This window comes from Cytobacillus depressus (assembly GCF_008923245.1).
Taxonomy (GTDB): domain Bacteria; phylum Bacillota; class Bacilli; order Bacillales; family Cytobacillaceae; genus Cytobacillus; species Cytobacillus depressus.
The window spans coordinates 1-21,777 of the sequence record NZ_WBOS01000016.1; the positions used below are offsets into that span (position 1 = coordinate 1).

General features: G+C 40.1%; 21 protein-coding genes. 7 read left to right on the plus strand and 14 right to left on the minus strand.

Annotation, left to right across the window (positions count from 1 at the left end):
• Positions 1-383 precede the first annotated feature (383 nt).
• Positions 384-1,160 (minus strand): hypothetical protein, encoded by a 777-nt coding sequence (locus F7731_RS20865; protein WP_151536738.1) that lies wholly within the window; start codon positions 1,158-1,160, stop codon positions 384-386.
• A gap of 478 nt (positions 1,161-1,638) precedes the next feature.
• Here F7731_RS20865 and mgtE point away from each other — a divergent pair, with 478 nt between their 5' ends.
• Positions 1,639-2,997 carry a magnesium transporter gene (gene mgtE / locus F7731_RS20870; protein ID WP_151536739.1) on the plus strand — a complete coding sequence of 453 codons (1,359 nt, stop codon included), beginning with the start codon at positions 1,639-1,641 and terminating at the stop codon, positions 2,995-2,997.
• Positions 2,998-3,142: 145 nt separating this feature from the next.
• Positions 3,143-4,336 carry an FtsW/RodA/SpoVE family cell cycle protein gene (locus tag F7731_RS20875; RefSeq protein WP_151536740.1) on the plus strand — a complete coding sequence of 398 codons (1,194 nt, stop codon included), beginning with the start codon at positions 3,143-3,145 and terminating at the stop codon, positions 4,334-4,336.
• Between the two features lie 94 nt (positions 4,337-4,430).
• Here F7731_RS20875 and F7731_RS20880 read toward each other — a convergent pair whose 3' ends face one another.
• Complete coding sequence (locus tag F7731_RS20880; protein ID WP_151536741.1) at positions 4,431-5,318, minus strand: sulfite exporter TauE/SafE family protein; 888 nt, start codon at positions 5,316-5,318, stop codon at positions 4,431-4,433.
• Positions 5,319-5,590: 272 nt separating this feature from the next.
• Here F7731_RS20880 and F7731_RS20885 point away from each other — a divergent pair, with 272 nt between their 5' ends.
• The 5 genes from F7731_RS20885 to F7731_RS20905 all read left to right on the plus strand — a co-directional run bounded on the left by F7731_RS20885 (position 5,591) and on the right by F7731_RS20905 (position 9,126).
• Positions 5,591-6,172, plus strand: coding sequence for a YqaA family protein (locus tag F7731_RS20885; protein WP_151536742.1), 582 nt, complete (start codon positions 5,591-5,593; stop codon positions 6,170-6,172).
• A gap of 134 nt (positions 6,173-6,306) precedes the next feature.
• Entirely contained in the window at positions 6,307-6,744 is a 438-nt protein-coding gene (locus F7731_RS20890; RefSeq protein WP_151536743.1) for a Dps family protein, read from the plus strand.
• A gap of 115 nt (positions 6,745-6,859) precedes the next feature.
• The gene (locus tag F7731_RS20895) at positions 6,860-7,516 is read left to right on the plus strand and encodes a VC0807 family protein (RefSeq protein WP_246197363.1); all 657 of its coding nucleotides are present in this window, start codon (positions 6,860-6,862) and stop codon (positions 7,514-7,516) included.
• A 65-nt stretch (positions 7,517-7,581) separates the two neighbouring features.
• Positions 7,582-8,475: an EamA family transporter gene (locus tag F7731_RS20900; protein ID WP_151536744.1), complete on the plus strand. Its 894-nt coding sequence runs from the start codon at positions 7,582-7,584 to the stop codon at positions 8,473-8,475.
• A gap of 24 nt (positions 8,476-8,499) precedes the next feature.
• Positions 8,500-9,126, plus strand: coding sequence for a pyridoxamine 5'-phosphate oxidase family protein (locus tag F7731_RS20905; RefSeq protein WP_151536745.1), 627 nt, complete (start codon positions 8,500-8,502; stop codon positions 9,124-9,126).
• A 38-nt stretch (positions 9,127-9,164) separates the two neighbouring features.
• Here the strand turns inward: F7731_RS20905 and F7731_RS20910 are convergent, their stop codons facing one another.
• From F7731_RS20910 to F7731_RS20965, 12 genes are all read right to left on the minus strand, one after another.
• On the minus strand, positions 9,165-9,953 hold the full coding sequence (locus F7731_RS20910; RefSeq protein WP_151536746.1) for a serine hydrolase: 789 nt from the start codon (positions 9,951-9,953) through the stop codon (positions 9,165-9,167).
• Between the two features lies 1 nt (position 9,954).
• Positions 9,955-10,977 carry an ABC transporter ATP-binding protein gene (locus tag F7731_RS20915; protein WP_151536747.1) on the minus strand — a complete coding sequence of 341 codons (1,023 nt, stop codon included), beginning with the start codon at positions 10,975-10,977 and terminating at the stop codon, positions 9,955-9,957.
• 2 nt (positions 10,978-10,979) lie between these two features.
• Positions 10,980-11,909 (minus strand): C40 family peptidase, encoded by a 930-nt coding sequence (locus tag F7731_RS20920; protein WP_151536748.1) that lies wholly within the window; start codon positions 11,907-11,909, stop codon positions 10,980-10,982.
• Positions 11,893-13,002, minus strand: coding sequence for a dipeptide epimerase (locus F7731_RS20925; protein WP_151536749.1), 1,110 nt, complete (start codon positions 13,000-13,002; stop codon positions 11,893-11,895). The genes F7731_RS20920 and F7731_RS20925 overlap by 17 nt, the downstream gene beginning before the upstream one ends.
• Positions 13,003-13,030: 28 nt before the next feature.
• Positions 13,031-13,951 carry a S66 peptidase family protein gene (locus F7731_RS20930; protein ID WP_151536750.1) on the minus strand — a complete coding sequence of 307 codons (921 nt, stop codon included), beginning with the start codon at positions 13,949-13,951 and terminating at the stop codon, positions 13,031-13,033.
• A 332-nt stretch (positions 13,952-14,283) separates the two neighbouring features.
• A complete protein-coding gene (locus F7731_RS20935; protein ID WP_151536751.1) occupies positions 14,284-15,933 on the minus strand; it encodes a peptide ABC transporter substrate-binding protein in 1,650 nt (549 codons plus the stop codon).
• Positions 15,934-16,102: 169 nt separating this feature from the next.
• Positions 16,103-17,101, minus strand: a complete 999-nt coding sequence (locus F7731_RS20940; RefSeq protein ID WP_151536752.1) for an ABC transporter ATP-binding protein — start codon at positions 17,099-17,101, stop codon at positions 16,103-16,105.
• A gap of 5 nt (positions 17,102-17,106) precedes the next feature.
• The gene (locus F7731_RS20945; RefSeq protein WP_151536753.1) at positions 17,107-18,060 is read right to left on the minus strand and encodes an ABC transporter permease; all 954 of its coding nucleotides are present in this window, start codon (positions 18,058-18,060) and stop codon (positions 17,107-17,109) included.
• On the minus strand, positions 18,061-18,993 hold the full coding sequence (locus tag F7731_RS20950; RefSeq protein WP_151536754.1) for an ABC transporter permease: 933 nt from the start codon (positions 18,991-18,993) through the stop codon (positions 18,061-18,063).
• 12 nt (positions 18,994-19,005) lie between these two features.
• Positions 19,006-19,830 carry a M55 family metallopeptidase gene (locus tag F7731_RS20955; protein WP_151536755.1) on the minus strand — a complete coding sequence of 275 codons (825 nt, stop codon included), beginning with the start codon at positions 19,828-19,830 and terminating at the stop codon, positions 19,006-19,008.
• 132 nt (positions 19,831-19,962) lie between these two features.
• Positions 19,963-20,280, minus strand: a complete 318-nt coding sequence (locus F7731_RS20960) for a DUF3870 domain-containing protein (RefSeq protein WP_151536756.1) — start codon at positions 20,278-20,280, stop codon at positions 19,963-19,965.
• A 171-nt stretch (positions 20,281-20,451) separates the two neighbouring features.
• On the minus strand, positions 20,452-21,663 hold the full coding sequence (locus F7731_RS20965) for an alanyl-tRNA editing protein (RefSeq protein WP_151536757.1): 1,212 nt from the start codon (positions 21,661-21,663) through the stop codon (positions 20,452-20,454).
• Positions 21,664-21,777: the final 114 nt, after the last annotated feature.

A 21,777-nucleotide genomic window follows, 5' to 3' on the forward strand; every position in this document is an offset into this window, starting at 1 on the left:
TCACCGTTTTGACTGAGGACTCGCGAAAACGCGTACCATGAACACTTCATAGTTACCGTTTTGACTGGCGACTCGCGAAAACGCGTTCCATGAACACTTCATAGTTACCGTTTTGACTGGCGACTCGCGAAAACGCGTACTATGAGCACTTCATAGTTACCGTTTTGACTGAGGACTCGCGAAAACGCGTTCCATGAACACTTCATAATTACCATTTTGACTGATGACTCGCAAAAACGCGTTCCATGAACACTTCATAGTCACCGTTTTGACTGGTCACTCGCAATAACGCATCCCATAAACACTTCATAGTTACCGTTTTGACTGATGACTCGCAATAACGCGTCCCATCTCAAGCTAAATAGCCAACAATAGAACGACTATTATTGGCTATACGCTCTCCATTCTCTCGATTTTTTATCAAACACCAGCTTGGCCGCACATGGGGTTTTTACAATACGCTCATATTCCTCATACATTTCATCCATATCGATAAAATCACCAATTGGCCAGATGGGGATTTCGAGTCCCGTTCGATTTTGTTCAATGTCCTTGATCGAAAGGACGGCTCCCTCTCTCATAAGTGGTTTCAACGTACGAAGAATATCGATTGAAATCGAAGGGTAAGCTTTCTTTTTCCTCAAGCCAAGCAATGACTTCTCCACTCTTGTATGGCCCATTTTCTCAGGAATGACATCGCCAAGCATGTGGTAAAAATCATTAAACTCCCGATAATAGGTTTTATTAAACCAGCCGTCATCATGGGCTAAATACACATAACGATTACTTAAGTGATTATAAAATGGCGGTTTCAGGTGCTCCTTTAAATGCCCAAGGTATAGAAGCTCCGCTATTGATTGACCGGAAAGCTCATTTAAATCTTCTTCCTCTTCAAAATCAATCCAGCAAAAATCCCCATAGCCATATACTTCTTTTTCCATTAGCTTTTTGAGCTTGTCTTTTGAAACATATTCATGTAAGGTGTGCATATTAAAGTCCGCATCATCATAGCGATGCTTCAGCAGTAATAGACTGTTAATCGAATTGAACAGGGCCTGTGAGAACTCAGCAAATTCTATTCCATAGGTCAATACATATTGCTCTCGTTCATTTAAATGAATATAGATGATATCACGAATATTATGGTTCCTTTTTTTCAATGGTGAAACCTCCGTATATAGTGAAACTTCATTCAGTGGGTGTCTTTCCCACTGAATGTTAGTTGAACTTATCGGGCCTTTACGGGCAGTTGATCTCCCACTTAAACTCCCACGATTCCTCTAAAGTTTTGAGGTGGGAATCTTACTGCCCGTTTATCTGCGGCAAATGATACAACCTTTTTATAAAAATCATCTTACCAATAATAATCAATTTATACATCAATTTTTATTAATTTCCAATAATAATCTCAACTAAATATCGTCGGGTTCATTTCACTGCGCTGCGATTCCTTCGTACATCAAGGATAAGCTCTGCGAAACCGACAACAATTTTATATGGTAAATAAAGTTTCTACTATATTTATCATAACTCCATTTCATTCAATAGCAAAATTTTTTATAATAAGCATGGAATGTTACGAATCCTAATAAAGCTATTTTAAAAAAATCTCATTATAGCGAAAGGAGTGTGAGACGGATGATTCAGAATATGACAGAAAATCAGATCACTCTTCACATTATAAAGACACTTAAAGAAAATAAGAAAAAAGAATTTGAAACGATACTCGATGAATTACAGCCATACGACATTGCGCAAATTTATGAAGATCTTCCGGAAAAGCATAAAACACGCTTTTTAATTTTTATGAACGTTGACCGGCTAGCTGACTTAATTCAAGAGCTGAGCAAAGAGGATCAGCTTGAGGTTTTAAATAAGCTCGGAATTGAAAAAACGGGTAAAGTATTAGACTTGATGGATAATGATGACTTGGCCCTTTTATTAGATGATTTATCCCCGGAAAAAATCGCTTCGCTACTTTCTGGAATGAAAAAAAGCGAATCGCAAGCTGTTCAGGATATCATGAACTATCCGCCAGAAACGGCTGGGCGTTTGATGACAAACCGGTTCGTATGGATCCGCGACTACTATACGGTTATGGATGCAGTTGGAAAACTTAAATCCTTTGTCGAATTTGCGGAAACGATAAATTATTTATATGTCATTGATCAAGACCGAAAGCTCGTTGGCGTTGTCTCTTATCGTGACCTTTTAATCGCTGAGCCTAATGAACTTATAAAAAATATTATGTATGAACGGGTTATCTCAGTTACTGTGACGACTGACCAAGAAGAAGTGGCCAGGCTTATTGAAAGATATGACTTTCTAGCGATTCCAGTCGTCAGTGAAGAAAATGTTTTAATGGGAATTGCGACAGTCGACGACATCATTGACGTTGTTATCCAAGAAGCTAATGAAGATTTTGAGAAAATTTCTGCTACAGGAAAGTCCATTGATTTTGAAACGAAGGCGTTTGTTGCTGCCTATCGCAGACTGCCATGGCTGATTTTGCTCTTATTTATTGGTATTCTTTCAGGAAGTATTATTAGCGGGTTTGAAGAAACTTTACAGAAGGTCGTTGCTCTTGCCTTTTTCATGCCAATGATTGCTGGGATGACAGGTAATACGGGGACCCAATCACTTGCTGTCGTTGTTAGGGGCCTTGTTTCTAACGATTTAGATAAAAAAGCCGTCTTCCGGCTTATTATGAGGGAATTTGGTGTAAGCTTGATTATCGGTTTAATTTGTGGAATTTTAATATTCCTTATCGCCTATTTCTGGCAAGATAATGCCATTTTAGGAGCCGTCGTTGGCGTTTCATTATTCCTCACATTAATCATTGGGACACTCGCCGGAACGATTATCCCGCTCGTTTTATATCGGTTCAAAGTCGATCCTGCAGTCGCTTCTGGACCATTAATCACAACGCTGAATGATATATTCTCACTTGTGACCTATTTTGGGATTGCTACGATGTTCATTAAACATCTTATGTAAGGCATGGATTTTTTCCGTGCCTTTTTTTGGAACTATAGCTTCCTTTTTTTCGTCTTATATTAAGTAGGATAGAATTTCATTGAAAGGGGATTTTTTCTTTGTTACGATGAAATGTAAAGAATGAAATGAAATAGGTGCATGCTTAATGAATAAGCCAATAAAAGTGGCGGAACGATTCGATTGGACATTATGTTTACTCTTATTTTTATTTTTCCTTATTAGTTGTATTACTATATATAGCGGGCAGGCATCGGGACAATATCATGGCAACTTTGTGTTAAATCAAATAATCAATTATATTATAGGGATTTTTATCGTCGCTGTTGTCATGTATTTTGATAGTGAGCAAATTAAAAGGCTTTCCTGGATATTATATGGAATTGGAATTCTACTGCTTGTGGGGCTATTTATTGCTCCAGAAAGCATTGTACCAGTTAAAAAAGGAGCCCAGCTTTGGTATGTTATTCCCTATTTAGGCCAAATCCAGCCTTCTGAGTTTGTAAAGGTATTTATCATTATCATTTTGAGCAAATTGATCGACAATCATCATGAAAAGCATTTAAGAAAAACGCTGAAAACGGACTTATTCCTATTAATTAAATTAGTTGCTGTCACCTCTATCCCATTAATACTCATTATTGTCAGAGATTTAGGGACGGCACTTGTCGTAATCGCCATCTTAGCGGGAATGATTTTGGCATCCGGAATTTCATGGAAAATTATTGTCCCCATTGTTGGTTTAGGCAGTACGACCGCTGGAGTTATTTTATATTTTGTTATCGCCGCTCCAGAAATTTTGGAAAAATATTTAAAAGTGGAGGCATACCAATTTTACCGAATCTATTCTTGGCTTGATCCAATTGGCCACAAACAGGGAGCTGGCATGCAGCTGTATAAATCGATGCAAGCGATTGGATCCGGACTTTTAGCGGGAAAAGGATTTAGTGAAAGGCAAGTATATATTCCTGACAGTCATACAGATTTTATCTTCAGTGTCATTGGCGAAGAATACGGATTCATTGGCGGGAGTGTTGTCATCAGTTTATTTTTCCTGCTCATTTATCATTTGACGAAAATCGCTCTCGAAACGAAAGACCAATTTAACACATATATTTGTGTCGGCGTAATCAGCATGATTACCTTTCACGTTTTTCAAAACATCGGCATGACTATTCAAGTATTGCCAATTACCGGTATCCCCCTTCCTTTTATTAGCTACGGGGGCAGTTCCTTAATGGGGAACATGATGGCGATGGGGCTAATATTCGGAATTAGGTATCATCATAAATTCTATATGTTTGGGTCAGATGCTAAATATGTGCCGAAGAAGGCTAATTAAAATGAAAAGGGTTGGTGTAACAAGAACTGCTTGTCACACCAACCCTTTATTTATCGCAGAGGGCAGTAAGCCCACCACTGAATGAAATTTCACTTTATTGGGACGATGTACCTGTCCCCATGTCCCTTTCTACTTTGTAACGCTGGACTTTAATGATCGATTTAATAAAGAAATATAGAATGAAGCAGCCTAGTAAAATCAACCCAACTACATTTAATCCCATCAGCTTTAAAGCGACGCTTATTAATGTCGCAATATAAATGCTGCTAAGAAGGAGGCTTATTTCTTTATTTTCATAATATCTTGTCAGCTTCGCTCCAAAGGAAGAACCGATGAGTCCGCCCGCCACAAGCAATAAACTAACTTTAAAGTCGATTGGAACAGTGAATGCATAGGATAAGAAGGCGGCTGGAACAATTAGGAAGATTGTAAAAAGACTCGTACCGATTGCTTTCTTCGGTTCAAATCCTAAAAAGGCAACAGATAGCGGAACAATAATAAATCCTCCACCTACCCCTAATGTGGCAGAGACAAAACCTGCAAACACACCGATGAAAAACATTTTAATGACAGAAGGATGAGCTGTTTTCTCGTCCGCCGCCCCGGATGACTTTCTTCCCTGCTTAAACATTTTCATTGCAAAATAGGAAAGGAGAATAATATAAAAAATAGGAATAACCCATTCATCTATCCCTTTATTTTCAAGGTAAATAACAAATGGCTTCGCCAGCTGAGTTGATGCAACCCCGCTTATTCCGAGTATAATCCCATTTTTCCAAAGAATATTTTTATACCGGATATGGGTAGTGATTCCTGAAAGGGATGTACCAAGTGTAAATAACAAGCTTGTCGTTATCGCTTCAATCGGAGAATAGCCAAATAACATCAGTAAAGGTGTTAATATAAAGCCCCCGCCTACTCCGAAAAATCCAGACAGTACACTAATACACGCGCCCAATAAAAAAAACAATAATATTAGCATATAAAACTCCTTAATGAATCCGACCTTTTCTTCTATTGTAGATGATTAATCCACTTAATGCTAAATAATTATCATATTTATCCTTGTCTAGCTCCAGCGCCTAGCCCCTCGAGGTCATAAGCCAATCCGCCAAGAAGGTTAAAGAACAACCTTCCTGACGGTTTGTCTTATGCTTGTCGGGGCTGTTCAAGGCACTTCCGCATTTCTTCGCCATGACGTACATGCTCCAAGATGGTATACTTCATTTAGTTTATTAAAGGAGAATATGATTTATGTTGGAAATGATACATGCAATTGAAGCATGGCTGATGGAGTATGGGGTATGGGGATTATTCTTTGTATCTTTTGCAGACTCTTCCTTTTTCCCGATTCCTCCAGACGTTCTATTAATTCCTATGGGGATTGCCGATCCTGATCGTGTCATATGGTATGCGTTTCTTACAACTGTTGCATCCGTGCTTGGTGCCATCTTTGGCTGGTTTATTGGGAAGATACTTGGGCGTCGCGTCCTCAGACTCATTATCTCTGAGGAAAAAATTCAAAAGGTCGAACATTATTTTACTTTATATGGTCCAATGGCGGTTCTTATTTCTGCCTTTACACCTATTCCGTACAAAGTCTTTACGATTTTCGCTGGAATTTCCAAAATCCCGCTGCGTGTTTTAGTCATTTGGTCGATTATCGGCCGTGGAGCACGGTTCTTTATAGAGGCAGCCCTAATTGTATACCTTGGTGATAAAGCAAGGCCATTTATTGAACAAAACTTCACACTTATTACCATTATTGGCTCCTTAATTATTGTTATTGCTTATGTGATTTATGTAGTCATCCGAAAAAAGAAGAAAACTAAATAAACCCCTTCGTCTCAGTTCAAATAAACTGGGACTTCTTTATAATTAAAATTAGTTTATAATTATTATAATTAAGTATTGATTTTAATATTGTACATGTTATAATAAATTTAGACATAACAGAGGAGGACGATATAATGGAAAACTTATTCTCAGCATTAAATGTACAAATCTCAAACTGGAGCGTTCTTTACACAAAACTTCACCGTTACCATTGGTTCGTAAAAGGGCCATTGTTCTTCACTCTTCACGAGAAGTTCGAGGAATTATATAATGAGGCTGCCGGTGTTGTCGACGAAGCAGCAGAGCGTCTCCTTGCAATTGGCGGTAAGCCTGTCGCAACGATGAAAGAATATTTAAGCATTGCAACTATCGAAGAAACGAACGGAGAAACAAATGCAAATGACATGGTTGCAAGCCTTATTAACGACTATAAATTGCTCAAAACTGAGTTAAAAGAGTTAGCTGATTTAGCTGACCAACATGATAACGATACGATCAACGACCTAGCTGTTGAGCTTTTAGTAAAAGTTGATACACATATTTGGATGCTTAGCGCTTATTTAGGAGAATAATATTAATAACAGGAAGAGTCAGTGAGATTAGCACTGGCTCTTTTTTCTGCAAAAAAGAGGAAATGACTTCTAGATAGTGAACTAATACAATAACTATTTTGTAGGATGTGATCATTTGAAGAAGAATATTGTGCTGCTTGATATTATTTTTTATGTTGCGTTCCCATTAGCGGTTTGGAATATTGGACGGGATTGGTTCGGGGATTATTTAGCAATGATTCTTTCAACCGTTCCCGGCATTTTATACAGCCTATACCGCTTCTTTGAGCTTAAGAAGGTCAATTTCTTTGGACTCTTCTTGCTGACGAATCTTATCATTACTTTTCTGATTGATATTCTCGCCGGATCGGCCATTCAACTTCTTTGGAATAATGTAATTTATTCATATTTTTTAGGTGCCGTTTTCCTAGGAACCATCTTAGTCAAAAAGCCTATCTTCTTATTTATGGCGCTTGATTTAACAGAAATGCAAGGCCAAGATCGGTCGGAAATGAAGTCTCTTTTCTTCGGAAAAAAGATATTAACGATCTTCAACTGGGTGACTGCTGGCTTTGCTCTGAAGTTTATCATTCTCGCTGGGATTAAAACATGGCTTATTCAACAATATGGTGTGGAGGCCTTTGATAAAGGGATTCTCCTCAGACAAGCATTAAATTGGGGCTTTACAATCGTTTCATTAAGCGGTTTTTATTTTATTAACAAGGAGCTTGGAAAAGCTTCTCCATTTGAAAATGATGACCATGATCGTGGGGAAAACCCCCTTCTAAAATAACCTCCAAGGCTCCTTGAAAAAATGGTAAAATTAATCTATTGGACATTTATTAAGGAGCTACATCTATGAATAACTTTAAATATTCTATTTTTATTTTTATCGGTGCCTGCAGCTACGGGATCTTAGCATCAATTGTGAAGACAGCGCTAACGGCCGGGCATTCTGTTTGGGAGTTAACAGGTAGCCAATATCTTTTTGGCTTTTTGCTGCTGTTATTGACCCTCCCTTTTATCAAACGTGTAAAAATTAGCTTTAAACAAGCGGGTGCACTTATGTTAACAGGTACCTCTCTCGCTCTGACAGGAATTTTCTACGGATTAAGTCTTGAACGGGTTTCAGCTTCCCTTGCCATCGTCCTCTTGTTTCAATTCACTTGGATTGGCATCGCAATGGAAGCTATATATGAGAGAAAAATGCCAAGCAAAAATAAGATTTTTTCTGTCACCTTTCTTATTCTTGGTACTATTTTTGCCAGCAATCTGATGACAAGCAACGGACAGCCTTTACAAATAGATGGTTTGATTTACGGATTATTATCTGCGGTTACATACGCAACGTTTATTTTTGCAAGCGGAAAAGTTGCTACGGGAGTGCCAAGCATTCAACGCAGTATTTTTATTACGCTTGGGGGACTGATCATTCTTTCGTTCATTGCTGGTCCGATTTTATTGGCAAATGGCGTTCATGTTCAAGGTTTATGGAAATATAGTTTAGCTATGGCGTTTTTTGGAGCCATTTTTCCGATTGTTCTCTTTGCGATTGGAACGCCAAAGATCGACGCTGGGCTTGCTACCATTGTTGGGTCGGCAGAACTGCCAGCAGCCATTATTACAGCGATGATTATTCTAGGAGAGAAAATTTCTAGTGCACAATCCATTGGTATTGTTCTTATTTTAATTGGCATTGCCATCCCTCAGCTAAGATTTATTCGTATTTCTCGCAATAGATTAGGAACTTAATAGCTATCTAGGAGGAAAAATAGAATGGTTTTTAAGGAAACGATTTCGTCTGAAGAAGAGCTGCGCGAATTATTAGGAACACCGAGCAGAAATGTCGCTAACAAGGTCATCAATCATTTAGATCATCATTGCAGAGAATTTATTGCTAAATCTCCGATCGTGTTTATTTCAACCGCTGATGCGAATGGGCATTGTGATTCTTCACCCCGTGGAGATGCACCTGGTTTTGTTCATTTGCTTGATGATCAGTATCTTGTTATACCCGAACGACCAGGAAACAAACGGATGGATTCATTGAGAAATATTATTGCGAATCCTTATATTGGTCTTATCTTTGTCATACCTGGCTTGGAGGAGACATTAAGAGTGAATGGAAAAGCGGCCATTATAAAGGATTCCAATATTCTTAAAAAAATGGAGGCTCACGGAAAAACGCCGATGCTTGGCATCGCTGTTCAAGTGGAAGAGTGCTATATTCATTGCGCTAAGGCCTTCAAGCGCTCAAAACTGTGGCATCATGAAACTTGGCTGTCAAAAGCTCAGCTGCCTTCCCCTTCGCAAATATTAGCTGATCACATTAACTTGCCAGATGTAAACAGTGAGACCATTCAGGCATCACTTGTGGAAAGCTATTCTAAACGTTTATATTAATGAGGGAAAGGAATGGTTCGATGATAACCATTCCTTTCTTAATTTGTCATTATATATTGTGATACTAATTTTCCGATTTGCGCTAGAGTCTTATGGCCATCCTCTTGCTTGGAAAGCTGATCGATTAGGACAGCAGCATAGATGGTTTTGCCGCCATACTTGATAATAGCGCAATCATGTTCCACTCCAGGCAATTCTCCCGTTTTATTTGCAACTCGAATATGATCTAAGTCCATCAAATACGAAAGTTTATTTTTGAATTGCTGATTTTCCAAGATAGTTAACGCTTTTACCGAACTTGCTCCAGATAAAAATTGGGGCTGATTATCAATGACCTTTAAGCAAGTAATCATATCTTCCGGACTTGTATAGTTGTTTCTGCCATTTCGGATGGCTACAAAATCCATCATTTTGCGATTAAGCTCGGTGCTTTGTAAGTACAATGCTTGAATACACTGATTAATTTTATCCTTGCCGAGGCGATCGATTAACAGGTTTGTCGCAGTATTATCGGAAACAATGATCATTAACGCCATTAAATCAACAACTTTTAGCTGCAAATCATCTGATAGTGTTTGAATGACACCAGCTCCTCCTACTCTAGAAGAAGGGGAAGCCGGTACATATTCTTGAAGATGAAGTAGCCCGTGATCATATTGGCGCAATCCCTCTATTAAAATAGGAATCTTAATTAAACTCGCTGAGGAGAATTTCTCATGATGTCTTATTTCCAACCGGCCTTCGCTTGTTTCCACTACCAACCCAACTCTTCCTTGACATTTCGCAGCTACTTCTTCAACTTTCGCTTTTAAAGAAAGAAATTTCATCTTAATTTCTCGCCCGTATCGTAACGGCTACTTGAGATTGGGTTGTATCGCCTGCCACTTTTTTATTGTATAAATGGCATGCGACAAAATGGTTCTCTTCTATTTCCTGCCATTCTGGCTTCATGCTTGAGCAAGCTTCCATTGCATATGGGCAGCGGGTTCGGAATACACAGCCGCTCGGCGGATTAATCGGACTTGGAAGCTCGCCTTGTAAAATGATCCGTTCACGCTTGTCCTCCACATCTGGATCTGGAATCGGAATGGCTGATAAAAGAGCCTGTGTATATGGATGAAGAGGGTTTTGATAAAGATTGGCACTTGCCGTTAACTCGACAAGATTACCTAAATACATCACACCGATCCGGTCGCTAATATGCTTGACCATTGATAAGTCATGGGCAATAAACAAAAAGGTTAAGCCTTTCTTTTTTTGCAGATTTTTCAACAAATTAACGACCTGTGCTTGGACAGAAACATCAAGAGCAGAGATCGGTTCATCCGCAATAATAAAGTCTGGATCGAGTGAAAGAGCACGGGCAATGCCAATTCTTTGTCTTTGCCCTCCGCTGAATTCATGTGGATAACGATTGGCATGATCCCTATTCAGACCGACATCCTCTAAAAGCTGATAAACCCTTTCCAAACGTTCCTTTTTATTCGGATAAATTCCATGAACCTCCATCGGCTCAGAAATGATTTCCCTTACAGTGGAACGCGGATTTAACGAAGCATATGGATCTTGGAAAATCATTTGCATTTTCCTATGAAAAGCAAACCTTTCTTTTTCAGTCATTTTATGGACGTTTTTCCCATCGTAAATAACTTCGCCGTCTGTCCGATCATACAGGCCAATAATGGTACGTCCAGCTGTAGATTTACCGCAGCCGGATTCCCCGACAATGCCGAACGTTTCTCCCTTTTTAATGTAAAATGAAACATCATCAACTGCTTTTAAAATTTGCCCCTTCCCTAACGAGAAATGCTTCTTGAGATGCTTCACCTCTAACAATGCTCCATTTGTCATAGCTATTCCCCCGTCTCTTGCCAGTAGCGCCTCGCTGCACATAATTCCTTTTCATAAACCGTGTCTTTTAAATCGATGATCTCAATGCCTTTTCCTGTACATGGCGAATGCAGCAGTTTGCCTTCTCCATAATAAATGCCAACGTGGTGGATTTTTCCTTTCCCTTCCTCGTAAGCAAAATACAAAAGATCGCCAGGCTCTATTTTATCCAAGTCAACATTTTTACCTGACGCCGCCTGATCATGTGCGTCACGTGGGATTGTGTATCCGTTCGCCCTGCACATGGAGTAGCTGAATCCTGAGCAATCATAGCCAAAGCTACTCATTCCCCCCCATAAATAAGGCAATCCAAGGAATTGTACACCTGCAGCAACAATGTTTTTTCCATTCCCTTTTGGAAGGTCCTGAATGGAATCATACTGAGTGACATCTTCAGCTTTAAAAAATCCCGCTCCCGATGGCATCTGTACTCGAACCCAATTATTCCCGCTACTAATTATCGGTAACACCGTTTGATAGCTCAATGACATGATAGGCTTATAATCAATTCCGTAAAGGGTTGCCACCTTTTGCGTGACGACAGCAACTTGTCCCTTTTTTAACGCCGAATCTTGACTCTGGACAATTTGAGCTGCAGGGATCCATCCAGGATAGCCTTCCTTATTTTTGGAGGAAGCTTGATTAGGCACAATAATATGTGCCCATCCCACTTTTTCTTCCAATACGTATACTTCCTGGCCAAGTAAAACTTGAGTTTGAACAAGGTTTTGATCGCAGAGCCCTAACAGCTTTTCATGAGTTAAACTGTTTAACCACGACTCAATATCTGCAGGGTTCTCCACCGCTTGTTTATCTACTTCTCGAGCCGAATCAAACGACGTCCAAACAGTTGCAACTGGAACATTCACGAGCCATTTATTTTGAATTGCCAACTGAAGCTCCCTCCTCTACATTTACATGACGAATACCTAAACCAGGTTCTGTTGGTAAAGTAACTTTTCTGCCGTTATACTTAATGCCACCTTCGACGAGTTCTTTTGCGAGCATGAGTGGTGCATCGAAATCGAAACGCGTAATATTTTTCTTACTGGCAGCAAAATGAGCCGCTGCGGAAATGCCGATCCGTGTTTCAATCATGCTTCCGACCATACATTCCATTCCGCATACCTCAGCTAGCTGATTAATAATTTGCGCTTGATAAATCCCGCCAGACTTCATTAATTTAATATTAATTAAATCAGCACTTCTTGATTTGATGACTTCAAAAGCTTGCCTTGGCGAAAAAACACTTTCGTCTGCCATGATCAGCGTGTCTACATGATCCGTCACCTGTTTCAGTCCAGCTATATCCCATGCTTTAACAGGCTGTTCAACAAGCTCAATATTTAACCCTAGTTCCTCCATTTTGCGGATCGCCTGAATGGCCTCTTTCGGTGTCCAGCCCTGATTGGCATCAAGGCGGATTTTAATGTTGTTCCCGATACGCCCTCTTATTTCACGGATCCGTTCAATATCTGTTGCAGTATTATCCTTGCCTACTTTCACCTTCAGCACATCGAATCCTTGTTGGACATAGGAAACGGCGTCTTCTCCCATTTCCTCTGGACCATTTACACTTACTGTAAAATCTGTTTCAATTTCATTTTTATGACCGCCGAGAAATTGGTAAAGCGGGAGCTTGCATTGCTGTGATAAACAATCGTACAAAGCCATATCAACAGCGGCCTTTGCACTAGAATTTCCAATTAATATGGATTGGATTCCTTGAAAAATTGCTTCAAAATTAAGAAGGCTTTGTTGTTCTAAATAAGGCTTTAATACTTGATGAATAGCGGATTCGATGCTTGATAGAGTTTCCCCTGTAATAACAACAGTTGGTGGGGCCTCCCCCCAACCGATGATGCCGTTATCACATGTTACTTTTACTAGAATAGATTCAGCAGTGTTAACTGTCCGCAACGCCGTTTTGAATGGCTTTCTAAGTGGTATCGCTACCTTGAATGTTTCTATTTTGTCTATTTTCATCTATACCACCCTTTAGTAAACTAAACCTTTACTTAACTCCACTTTCAATTGTTAATTGTTTCTTCGCTGTGTTCATTTCGGCATGAACACCAAGAGGAATGGCAATATGCGGTGAGCAATGGCCGATTTTGAATCCCTTCATTGCCGGTTTATTTGCCAAATGAACGTAATGGTCAATCACTTCATCTAGGCTTAAAGAAAGCTCTCTTTCTGGAACACAATTATTGAAATCGCCAATAATGAGACCAGCTGCATCATAAAGCTTGCCAGCCGTGTACAATTGATTTAACATCCGGTCAATGGAGCGCGGTTCTTCATTAATATCCTCAATTAATAACAGCTTCCCTTTTGTATCAATTTCAAATGGGGTGCCAATCGTACTTGCGATAAGAGACAAGTTTCCGCCTGTTATTTCTCCGCTGGCTTGACCTTCAATGATAGTTTCTAAAGGAGAAAGCTCTTCAGTATATTGAATTTTAGTCGGTCTAAATAATTGATAATACGATTGCTTTGATAGAGGATGTGCATCCTCCTTACCGATATCAGAGGCAAGCATAGGTCCATGAAAAGTAACTAATCCTGCCTGCTGGCGAATGGCGGTATGCAAAAAGGTAATATCGCTGTACCCCCAGAAGATTTTCGGGTTATCTCTGATAAGATCATAGTCTATATTTGAAGCAATCCGTCCAGTCCCGTATCCTCCGCCTGCGCAAATAATTGCCTTCACTTCCCGATCCAAAAACATCATATGTAAATCATCTAATCGATCGTTATCTTTTCCTGCCAAATATCCATATTGATCATATACATGTTTGCCAAGCTTCACATTTAACCCAAGCTCTTCTAAAAATGAGAAAGAACGCTGCAAATTCTCCTGATTAGGCGGGCTAGCCGGTGCAATAATGCCAATCGTGTCTCCGGCCTTTAACGCATAAGGTTTTATCAACATGCTGACACATCCTTTTGAAATTTGATCTTCTTAAAACCATATTCAAAAAGTTAACTAGTATTCTTTTGAAAAAAGGGATGTTCATGCGAACACCCCCTCTCTATGATTAGCTTTGTTGTTTTTAGCCTTCAAAGTTTGCCCGTTGATTTCCGCTGCGGGCACTTGCTTTCCGCGGGGAGGGACGGGAGCCTCCTCGGCGTTACCGCCTGTGGGGTCTCCCGCTTCCCTCCATTCCCGCAGGAGTCAAGTGCCCTCCGCTCCAATCAACTCAGATAGTTAAATTAAAATCACCCTTGTACAACAACAAACTTTATAAAAAAAGACTTATGATTTTAATTTTTATCCGCCCATTTTAGCTCTAAATAGCCAACTGGGTGGCGAACGATGCCAGAAACAGCTTCATTTTCTAAATTAACTTGGTTATAGAAGTAAAGAGGTACGATTGGCATCTCATCAAATAAGATTCTTTCAGCTTCGTACATCATTTCATAACGCTTTGCCTCATCAGCTTCATTTTTGGCATCTTTAATTAATTGGTCGTATTTCGCATTGCTCCAACCCGTACGGTTCATAGATAAACCAGTTTGGAAGTTTTCTAGGAAGTTAATTGGATCTGCATAATCAGCTAAGAAAGAGCTGCGTGAGAATTGGAACTTTAACGCAGTTTGTTCTCCCGCAAACACATTCCACTCCATATTTGCTAGCTTTACTTCGACACCTAGATTATCTTTAAACATTTGCTGAAGTGCCTCAGCAATTTTCTTATGGGAATCACTTGTGCTGTACGTCAATGTTACTTCTGGAAGAGTTGTGTAGCCTTCCTCTTCCATGCCTTTTGCAAGAAGTGCTTTTGCTTCTTCAGGATTTGTTTTGATAAGATCCCCAGCTGTTTCCCGGAAATCTTTGCCGTTTGCATCATTAAATCCGTATGAAACGAAGCCGTATGCTGGTTTTTGTTGGTTTTTTGTAACAAAATCAACAATTTGCTGCTGGTCAATAGCCATAGCAAAAGCTTTACGAATATTTACATTTTGGAATGGCTCCATCGTTACGTTAAAACGATAGAAATAATCTCCTGCCTGGTCTTCAACCTTTGCTTTTCCTTCTGAAAGAATTTGCTCAGCTAGGTCAGCTGGAACATCCGATACATCTAGATTTCCAGTTTGGAACATTTGATATTCTGTATTTGTGTCATCGATGATAGCCCAATGAACTTTATCAAGCTTAACTGTTCCCGCATCCCAATATTGATCATTCTTTTCCATAACGAAATGGCTGTCATGCTCCCATTCTGTTAAGTTGAATGGTCCATTTCCAATAAAAGTGGCTGCTTCGGCAAACCATTTCGGATTTTCGGTTGCTACCTCCTCATTAATCGGGAAGAAAGCAGGGTTCGTAATAACACTTAGGAAGTATGCTTGCGGGCTAACTAATGTGACTTCAAATGTTTTATCATCTACTGCTTTTACCTTTACATCATCAGCTGATCCTTCGCTATTATTAAATGCTTCAGCTCCCTCAATGAAGTATCCAAGGAACGCAGCTGGTGATCCTGTTTCAGGGTCTAATAGGCGTTTCCAAGCAAAGACGAAATCTCCCGCTGTCACATCATCTCCATTTGACCATTTCGCATTATCACGAATGTGGAATGTATAAACTTTCCCATCTTCTGAAACATCCCACTTCTCAGCTGTTGCTGCTTCTGGATCATGGTTCGTGCCTAGGCGGGTTAAACCTTCCATTAAGTTGTTTAATGCACTCCATGAATAAGAATCAAATCCGATTGGAGGATCAAATGAGGTTGGCTCCGCCCCATTGTTTAAGTAAAGTACCTTTTCAGTTGCTACTTCTTCCTTTTTTCCGTCATCATTGCCTTTTTCTGGTGTAGGCGCAGGCTCAGTTCCTGCTCCCTGTTTTGCTGTACAAGCAGCAAGAACAAAGATCAATAAGCCTGTCAGCAAAAGAGATAAAAATCTTTTCATGTCAACTTCCCCCTTTTTAATCACTTTTTTAATGTTTTCAGCAATTTTGCTGTGAAAAACTTTCAATGGATTCATCGCCTCGTGCTTGATACATCAATGATTTATTGAATAAGTTGAAGGAATTGCCCCATCAATCCGAAGCCAAAAAAATCCTTTGAAAAGGTGTAACCTACTTCATACTGGCAAGTATTTTCGTCGCCCGTTCATCCTGTAACCAACAATCCACATGATGCTCATTACTCAGATACGTTTTGAATGGGTATACCCGATCACAAACTTCCATTGCATAGCTGCATCTCGCTGTAAACGGGCAACCTTTTGGCGGTGAAAATAAATCTGGAGGAGTGCCTCCTATCGGAATAAGTTCAGCTCCTTCTAAATCAAGACGAGGGACTGAGTTCAGCAGCCCTTTCGTATACGGATGCTGAGGATTATAGAAAATCTCCCTTCTTGATCCTGCCTCTACAATTTTGCCTGCATACATAACCGCAATGCGGTCAGCTACTTGGGCAACAACTCCAAGATCGTGGGTGATAAGAATAATTGATACACCGGTTTTCTTCTGGATATCTTTAAACAAATCTAGTATTTGTGCTTGAATCGTTACATCCAATGCAGTCGTGGGCTCATCCGCTATTAACACTTCCGGTTGGCAAACGAGAGCCATGGCAATAACAATCCGCTGTCTCATCCCTCCGCTAAACTGATGGGGGTGATGTTTCAATCGCTCCTTAGGATTAGGGATACCTACAAGATCCAGCATTTCTAATGCTTTTTTCTTCGCCTCTTGTCTTGTGATTGATTCATGTTGCAAAATTCCTTCAATGATTTGCTCACCAACAGTAATCGTTGGATTGAGAGCTGTCATCGGATCCTGAAAGATCATCGAAATATCTGCCCCGCGAATATTTCTCATTTGCGGTTCTTTCAATTTAGTAAGATCATTCCCTCTAAACAGAATCGAACCATGGACGATTTTGCCTGGAGGGTTTGGAATGAGTCGCATAATACTTTGAGAAGTGACGCTTTTACCGCAGCCAGATTCACCGACGATCGCTAATGTTTCACCTTTATATAAGTCGAAGGTAACTCCCCGGACAGCCTTCACTTCTCCGCCATATGTTTTAAATGAAACATGGAGATCCTTTACTTCAAGAACTTTTTCTATGATGATTACCTCCTTAACTTCGGATCGAGTGCATCCTGAAGTCCATCCCCGAGCACATTAAATGAAAACATGGTCAATGAAATAAAGAATGCAGGGAAGAATAACCGCCACCAATGACCCGATAGAATAGTAGATAAACCATCGCTTGCCATCGAACCCCAGCTCGCTAATGGCGCCTGAATGCCTAAGCCAAGAAAGCTCAAGAATGCCTCTGCAAAGATGGCAGATGGAACGGTTAAAGTCATTTGCACAATGATTGGCCCCATCGTGTTCGGAAGGAGGTTTTTCTTAATAATTCTCGATGTTTTCGTGCCAAAAGTTTTCGATGCTAGCACAAATTCATAGTTTTTTATTTGCAAAACCTGACCTCTTACAATCCGAGCCATCCCTATCCATCCTGTAACGGTAAGGGCAAATATGATCGTAAACAAGCCTGGTCCCATGACAACACTTATTAAAATGACAATGAGCAAATAAGGAAGTCCGTATAAAATTTCTACGATTCTCATCATGACATTGTCGACTTTTCCACCTTTATATCCGGCCACTCCTCCATAGACAACCCCGATGACAAAATCAATTAACGCAGCAACAATTCCTACAAATAAAGAAATTCTCGCTCCATACCATGTCCTTGAAAAAACATCTCTTCCTAGTTCATCCGTCCCGAACCAATGTTTACTTGAAGGAGGCAGATTTTGATTAACGAGTTTTTGCTCTGCTACATCATGTGGTGAAATGATCGGTCCAAAGATCGCCATTATGGTAAGAAATATAAGAAAAGTCAGTCCCGCCATTGCTAATTTATTCTTCAACAGGCGTCGCCATGCATCTTGCCAATAGCTTAAACTTGGCCGGACAACTGCCTCTGCATCTAAATGATTACTAGCTTTCGGGACAAACCATTCATCTGGAATGTCTGCTGCTATATTTCGATCATGCTGTTTTCGTAATTCCATTTAGCTGGCCTCCTTTTTATGGAGCTTAATTCGAGGATCGAGGATGCCGTAAGCAATATCCACTAAGAAAAGCATGATAATCAGGATTGAACTATAAAAAACGGTCGTCCCCATGATGACTGGATAATCACGCTGGTTGATACTTTCTACAAAGTACTTTCCCATCCCCGGAATCGCAAAAATTTTCTCAATGACAAATGTCCCGGTTAATATACTAGCTGCAAGCGAGCCAAGTACAGTAACGACTGGCAATAGTGCGTTCCTTAATGCATGTTTGAAGACAATTTTTACTGGTGATAAACCCTTTGCTTTCGCAGTTCTTATGTAATCCTGCGTTAATACCTCTAGCATGCTGGCACGGGTTAATCTCGCAATAATCGCCATTGGTCCAGTTGCTAACGCTAACGTAGGCAGAATCATATGCTTCGGACTTACCCATGTAGCTACAGGTAGGATTCCTAAATTTACCGCGAGTTGCTGAATAAGAAAAGTAGCCATGACAAAGTTTGGAATTGAAATTCCGAGTACGGCTATTGTCATCGCTAAATAATCAATAATGCCATTATGGCGAAGGGCTGCAATGGTTCCGAGTGTTATCCCAGAAAGAATGGCAACAATTAAAGTGACCATTCCTAATTCAAAGGAAACGGGAAAACCGCGTCCGAGCATGTCGTTGACAGTCTGAGACGATTTTTTAATAGATGGTCCAAAGTCAAACGTGGCAACAGATTTCAGATACATCCCATACTGAACATAAAGTGGTTTGTCTAAGTGATAAAACTTCTCTAAATTCCGTTGAACCGTTTCATTCGTCGCCCTTTCCTCATTAAAAGGAGAACCTGGAATTGAATGCATGAGAAAAAAGGTTAATGTAACGATGAGCCATAGTGTTACAATCATGGCAATGAGGCGCTTTACAATGTATGTTGTCATTAATAACACTTCCTAACAGAATGAGGTTCTCATTGCTAATTCAACCATGACCAGCATCGCTTTATATGCTTCAAGAATATCCTTCGCCTGGTAACGGACTATTGTCGTATTTTCTTCAATTTCTGTTCCCGGCATTAAGGCTGCCCATTCTGCCTGCCCGTAGTTAGCAAACTCAATTCTTAATAGCGGGTTATCAGGCGGTGTGAGCGGTTTCACTAAATCCCGATTTTTTAACGCTTCGGCTGTTTTTTCTCTTAAAAGTTCGCCTGCTTTGGCCGGTGTTAATGATTTAACAGCTGAACGGGTAATGGTTTCCTTCACAATCGCTGTTGTCACATTCGGAATGAGCTGCTCTGCTTCCAGTGCTGCGCGGTCATCTCCTGCCACCATAAGAACGGGTACGCCATGATAGCCAGCAACGTAAGCATTGAGGCCCATCTCCCCAATAGCTACATCATTGATATACATGTTGCGCACACCAAAGATCATCGAGTGTGACATCGCGCCTTTCATTGAGGCTCTAGCGTGATAGCCGACAAATATTGCTCCGACGAAACTAGAATCTAAAGCTTGCACCATTGAAAAAGGCTTAACATCTCCAACTATGACTTGAGCTTCAGGATGAAGATTTTCAATGAGAAGATTATTCATTTTCGAATGGCTGTCATTCACAACTACCTCTGCGCATCCTAAATCAAAGGCCGCTGAAATAACATGGTTTGCTTCTTCCGTCATAATCTTTCGGCTTCGTTCGTAATTATGCTTGAAAGAATCCACATGTGTGTAATCTGCCAACCCTGTAATTCCTTCCATGTCTACAGATATATATAGCTTCATTTCTTAGCCCCCATTTTTTTCTTAATAGAATAGATGTTTACTAGTAAGTGTATATAGAAAAATCCAGCTGCCAGAGAAAACCATTACATCTCCAACAGCTGGATTTCATCTGCGATTAACAGAAAAAGCAGCTTATTTATTCATTATTTGTGTATATTTAATATTTGCATTTTTAAAGGCTACCATTAAGGCCTTTTGCGACGAGCCAAAATAACGCTGTTCAATTTCCTCCAGCACGTTTTCCACTTCTAAAATAGATTTGCCGACGAACAAAGATTTAATAAATATGGAAGTTAATGCAATCGTCGAAGAACATTCTGCATCAACAATTTCATTCGTTTCCCGATTAACTACTAATCCGATGAAGAAACTATTATACTTTTGCATAATTGGATTGTTCGACGAGGTTTTACTGTCGCCGATAATATAAACTGTATTTTGCTGAAACATCAATATGCCTCCTGCAGAGCACGGATATTACATGAGGCGTTTATGTGGTCAACATAAACATTCATTGTAATGCATAGCCCTTATAATGGATTGTAATACAACAGAGGCAGGCTGACAACTATTTTATAAGATTTTTCTAAATATTTTATTAACTCTTTTGTGTCATTTCTACTATTTGATTTCCTGTAACGCTTTTTCTCTCGCGTGCTGTAACAGTTGTTCACCAGTGATTAGCTTTTCTCCCCCACCCTGTGCGAAGTGGTCATTACCTCCGCCTTTTCCATTGATAGCTGACAGTAAAGCACTCGAAACCTGTTTCATACTGATGGAGGACTTTGAACCTCTCGCACAGACAAATTGCAGCTTGTCTTTCGTTTCATTTACTAGAAAAACAAGCACTTCATCAGAAAAAGCTGTTATCGAACGGGCAAGCTTTTGGAGCTCCTGGATGGATCGATCTTGAAAAACCTCACAAATCATCTTTCCATTTTCCAGCTTTTCTGCGCGTTGCAGGAGCTCTTTCGCCTCATACGATAAAAGCGATTCTCGCAGGAATTCTAGTGTCTTATCCCGTTCCTTGCCAAGGTCAATCAGCTTTTTAGCAGCTGGGGGAAGTCCTTGTTCCGGAGCATTTAAAAGCTCTGTTAAATCCTTTATTACCTTTTGCTTTTGGTGAAGTTGCGTTAATACTCTCCCTCCACAAACAAATTGAACCCTTATTTTACTTTTTTGCCGCTCCCAATCTAATATTTTGATTGGTCCGACTTCAGCCGTTGACTTTGGATGTGTCCCGCCGCAGCCATTATAATCAAAATCGGGAATGATCACGAGGCGGATATTCTCTGTCACAGACAGCGCTTTCCGCAATTGGTACCCCGAGAGTTCAGACTCTGTTACCCATTTCGTCTCGATTGGCCGGCCTTCTAAAATGATTTGATTAGCTAGCTTTTCAGCTTCTAGCGCTTGTTCATCCGTAAGCTCACTAATATCTAAATCAATCGTTGAAGTTTCTTTTCCTAAGTGAAAGCTTACTGTGGGGAAGCTAAAGAGCTCTACAAAAGCCGCCGTTAAAATATGCTGACCTGCATGCTGCTGCATATGATCAAAGCGTCTGTCCCAATCTATTTGTCCAGCAATATTGCCTAATGTTTCTGGCAGTTCCTTCTCTACATAATGGCGGATTTCCCCATCTATTTCCTCTACATCAATGACTTTAATATCATTCAAAGTACCAGTATCATTCGGCTGCCCTCCGCCAGTTGGATAAAAGGCCGTCTTGTCTAAAACTGCATACCATTTGCCTTGTTCATCCTTTTCCTGTTTTAGGAGATGGGCGGTGAATGACTTTAAATATGGATCTTCGTAATAAAGCTTGCTTTCCAATTGAATTGGCCTCCCTTTTCATTCAGATAAAATTGGCCTGCAAGGTATGCGGACAGAGTTTTGATCTTGGATCATTTTCTGAACGCTTGTCCTGCAGGCCTTTCCGTGACCGAC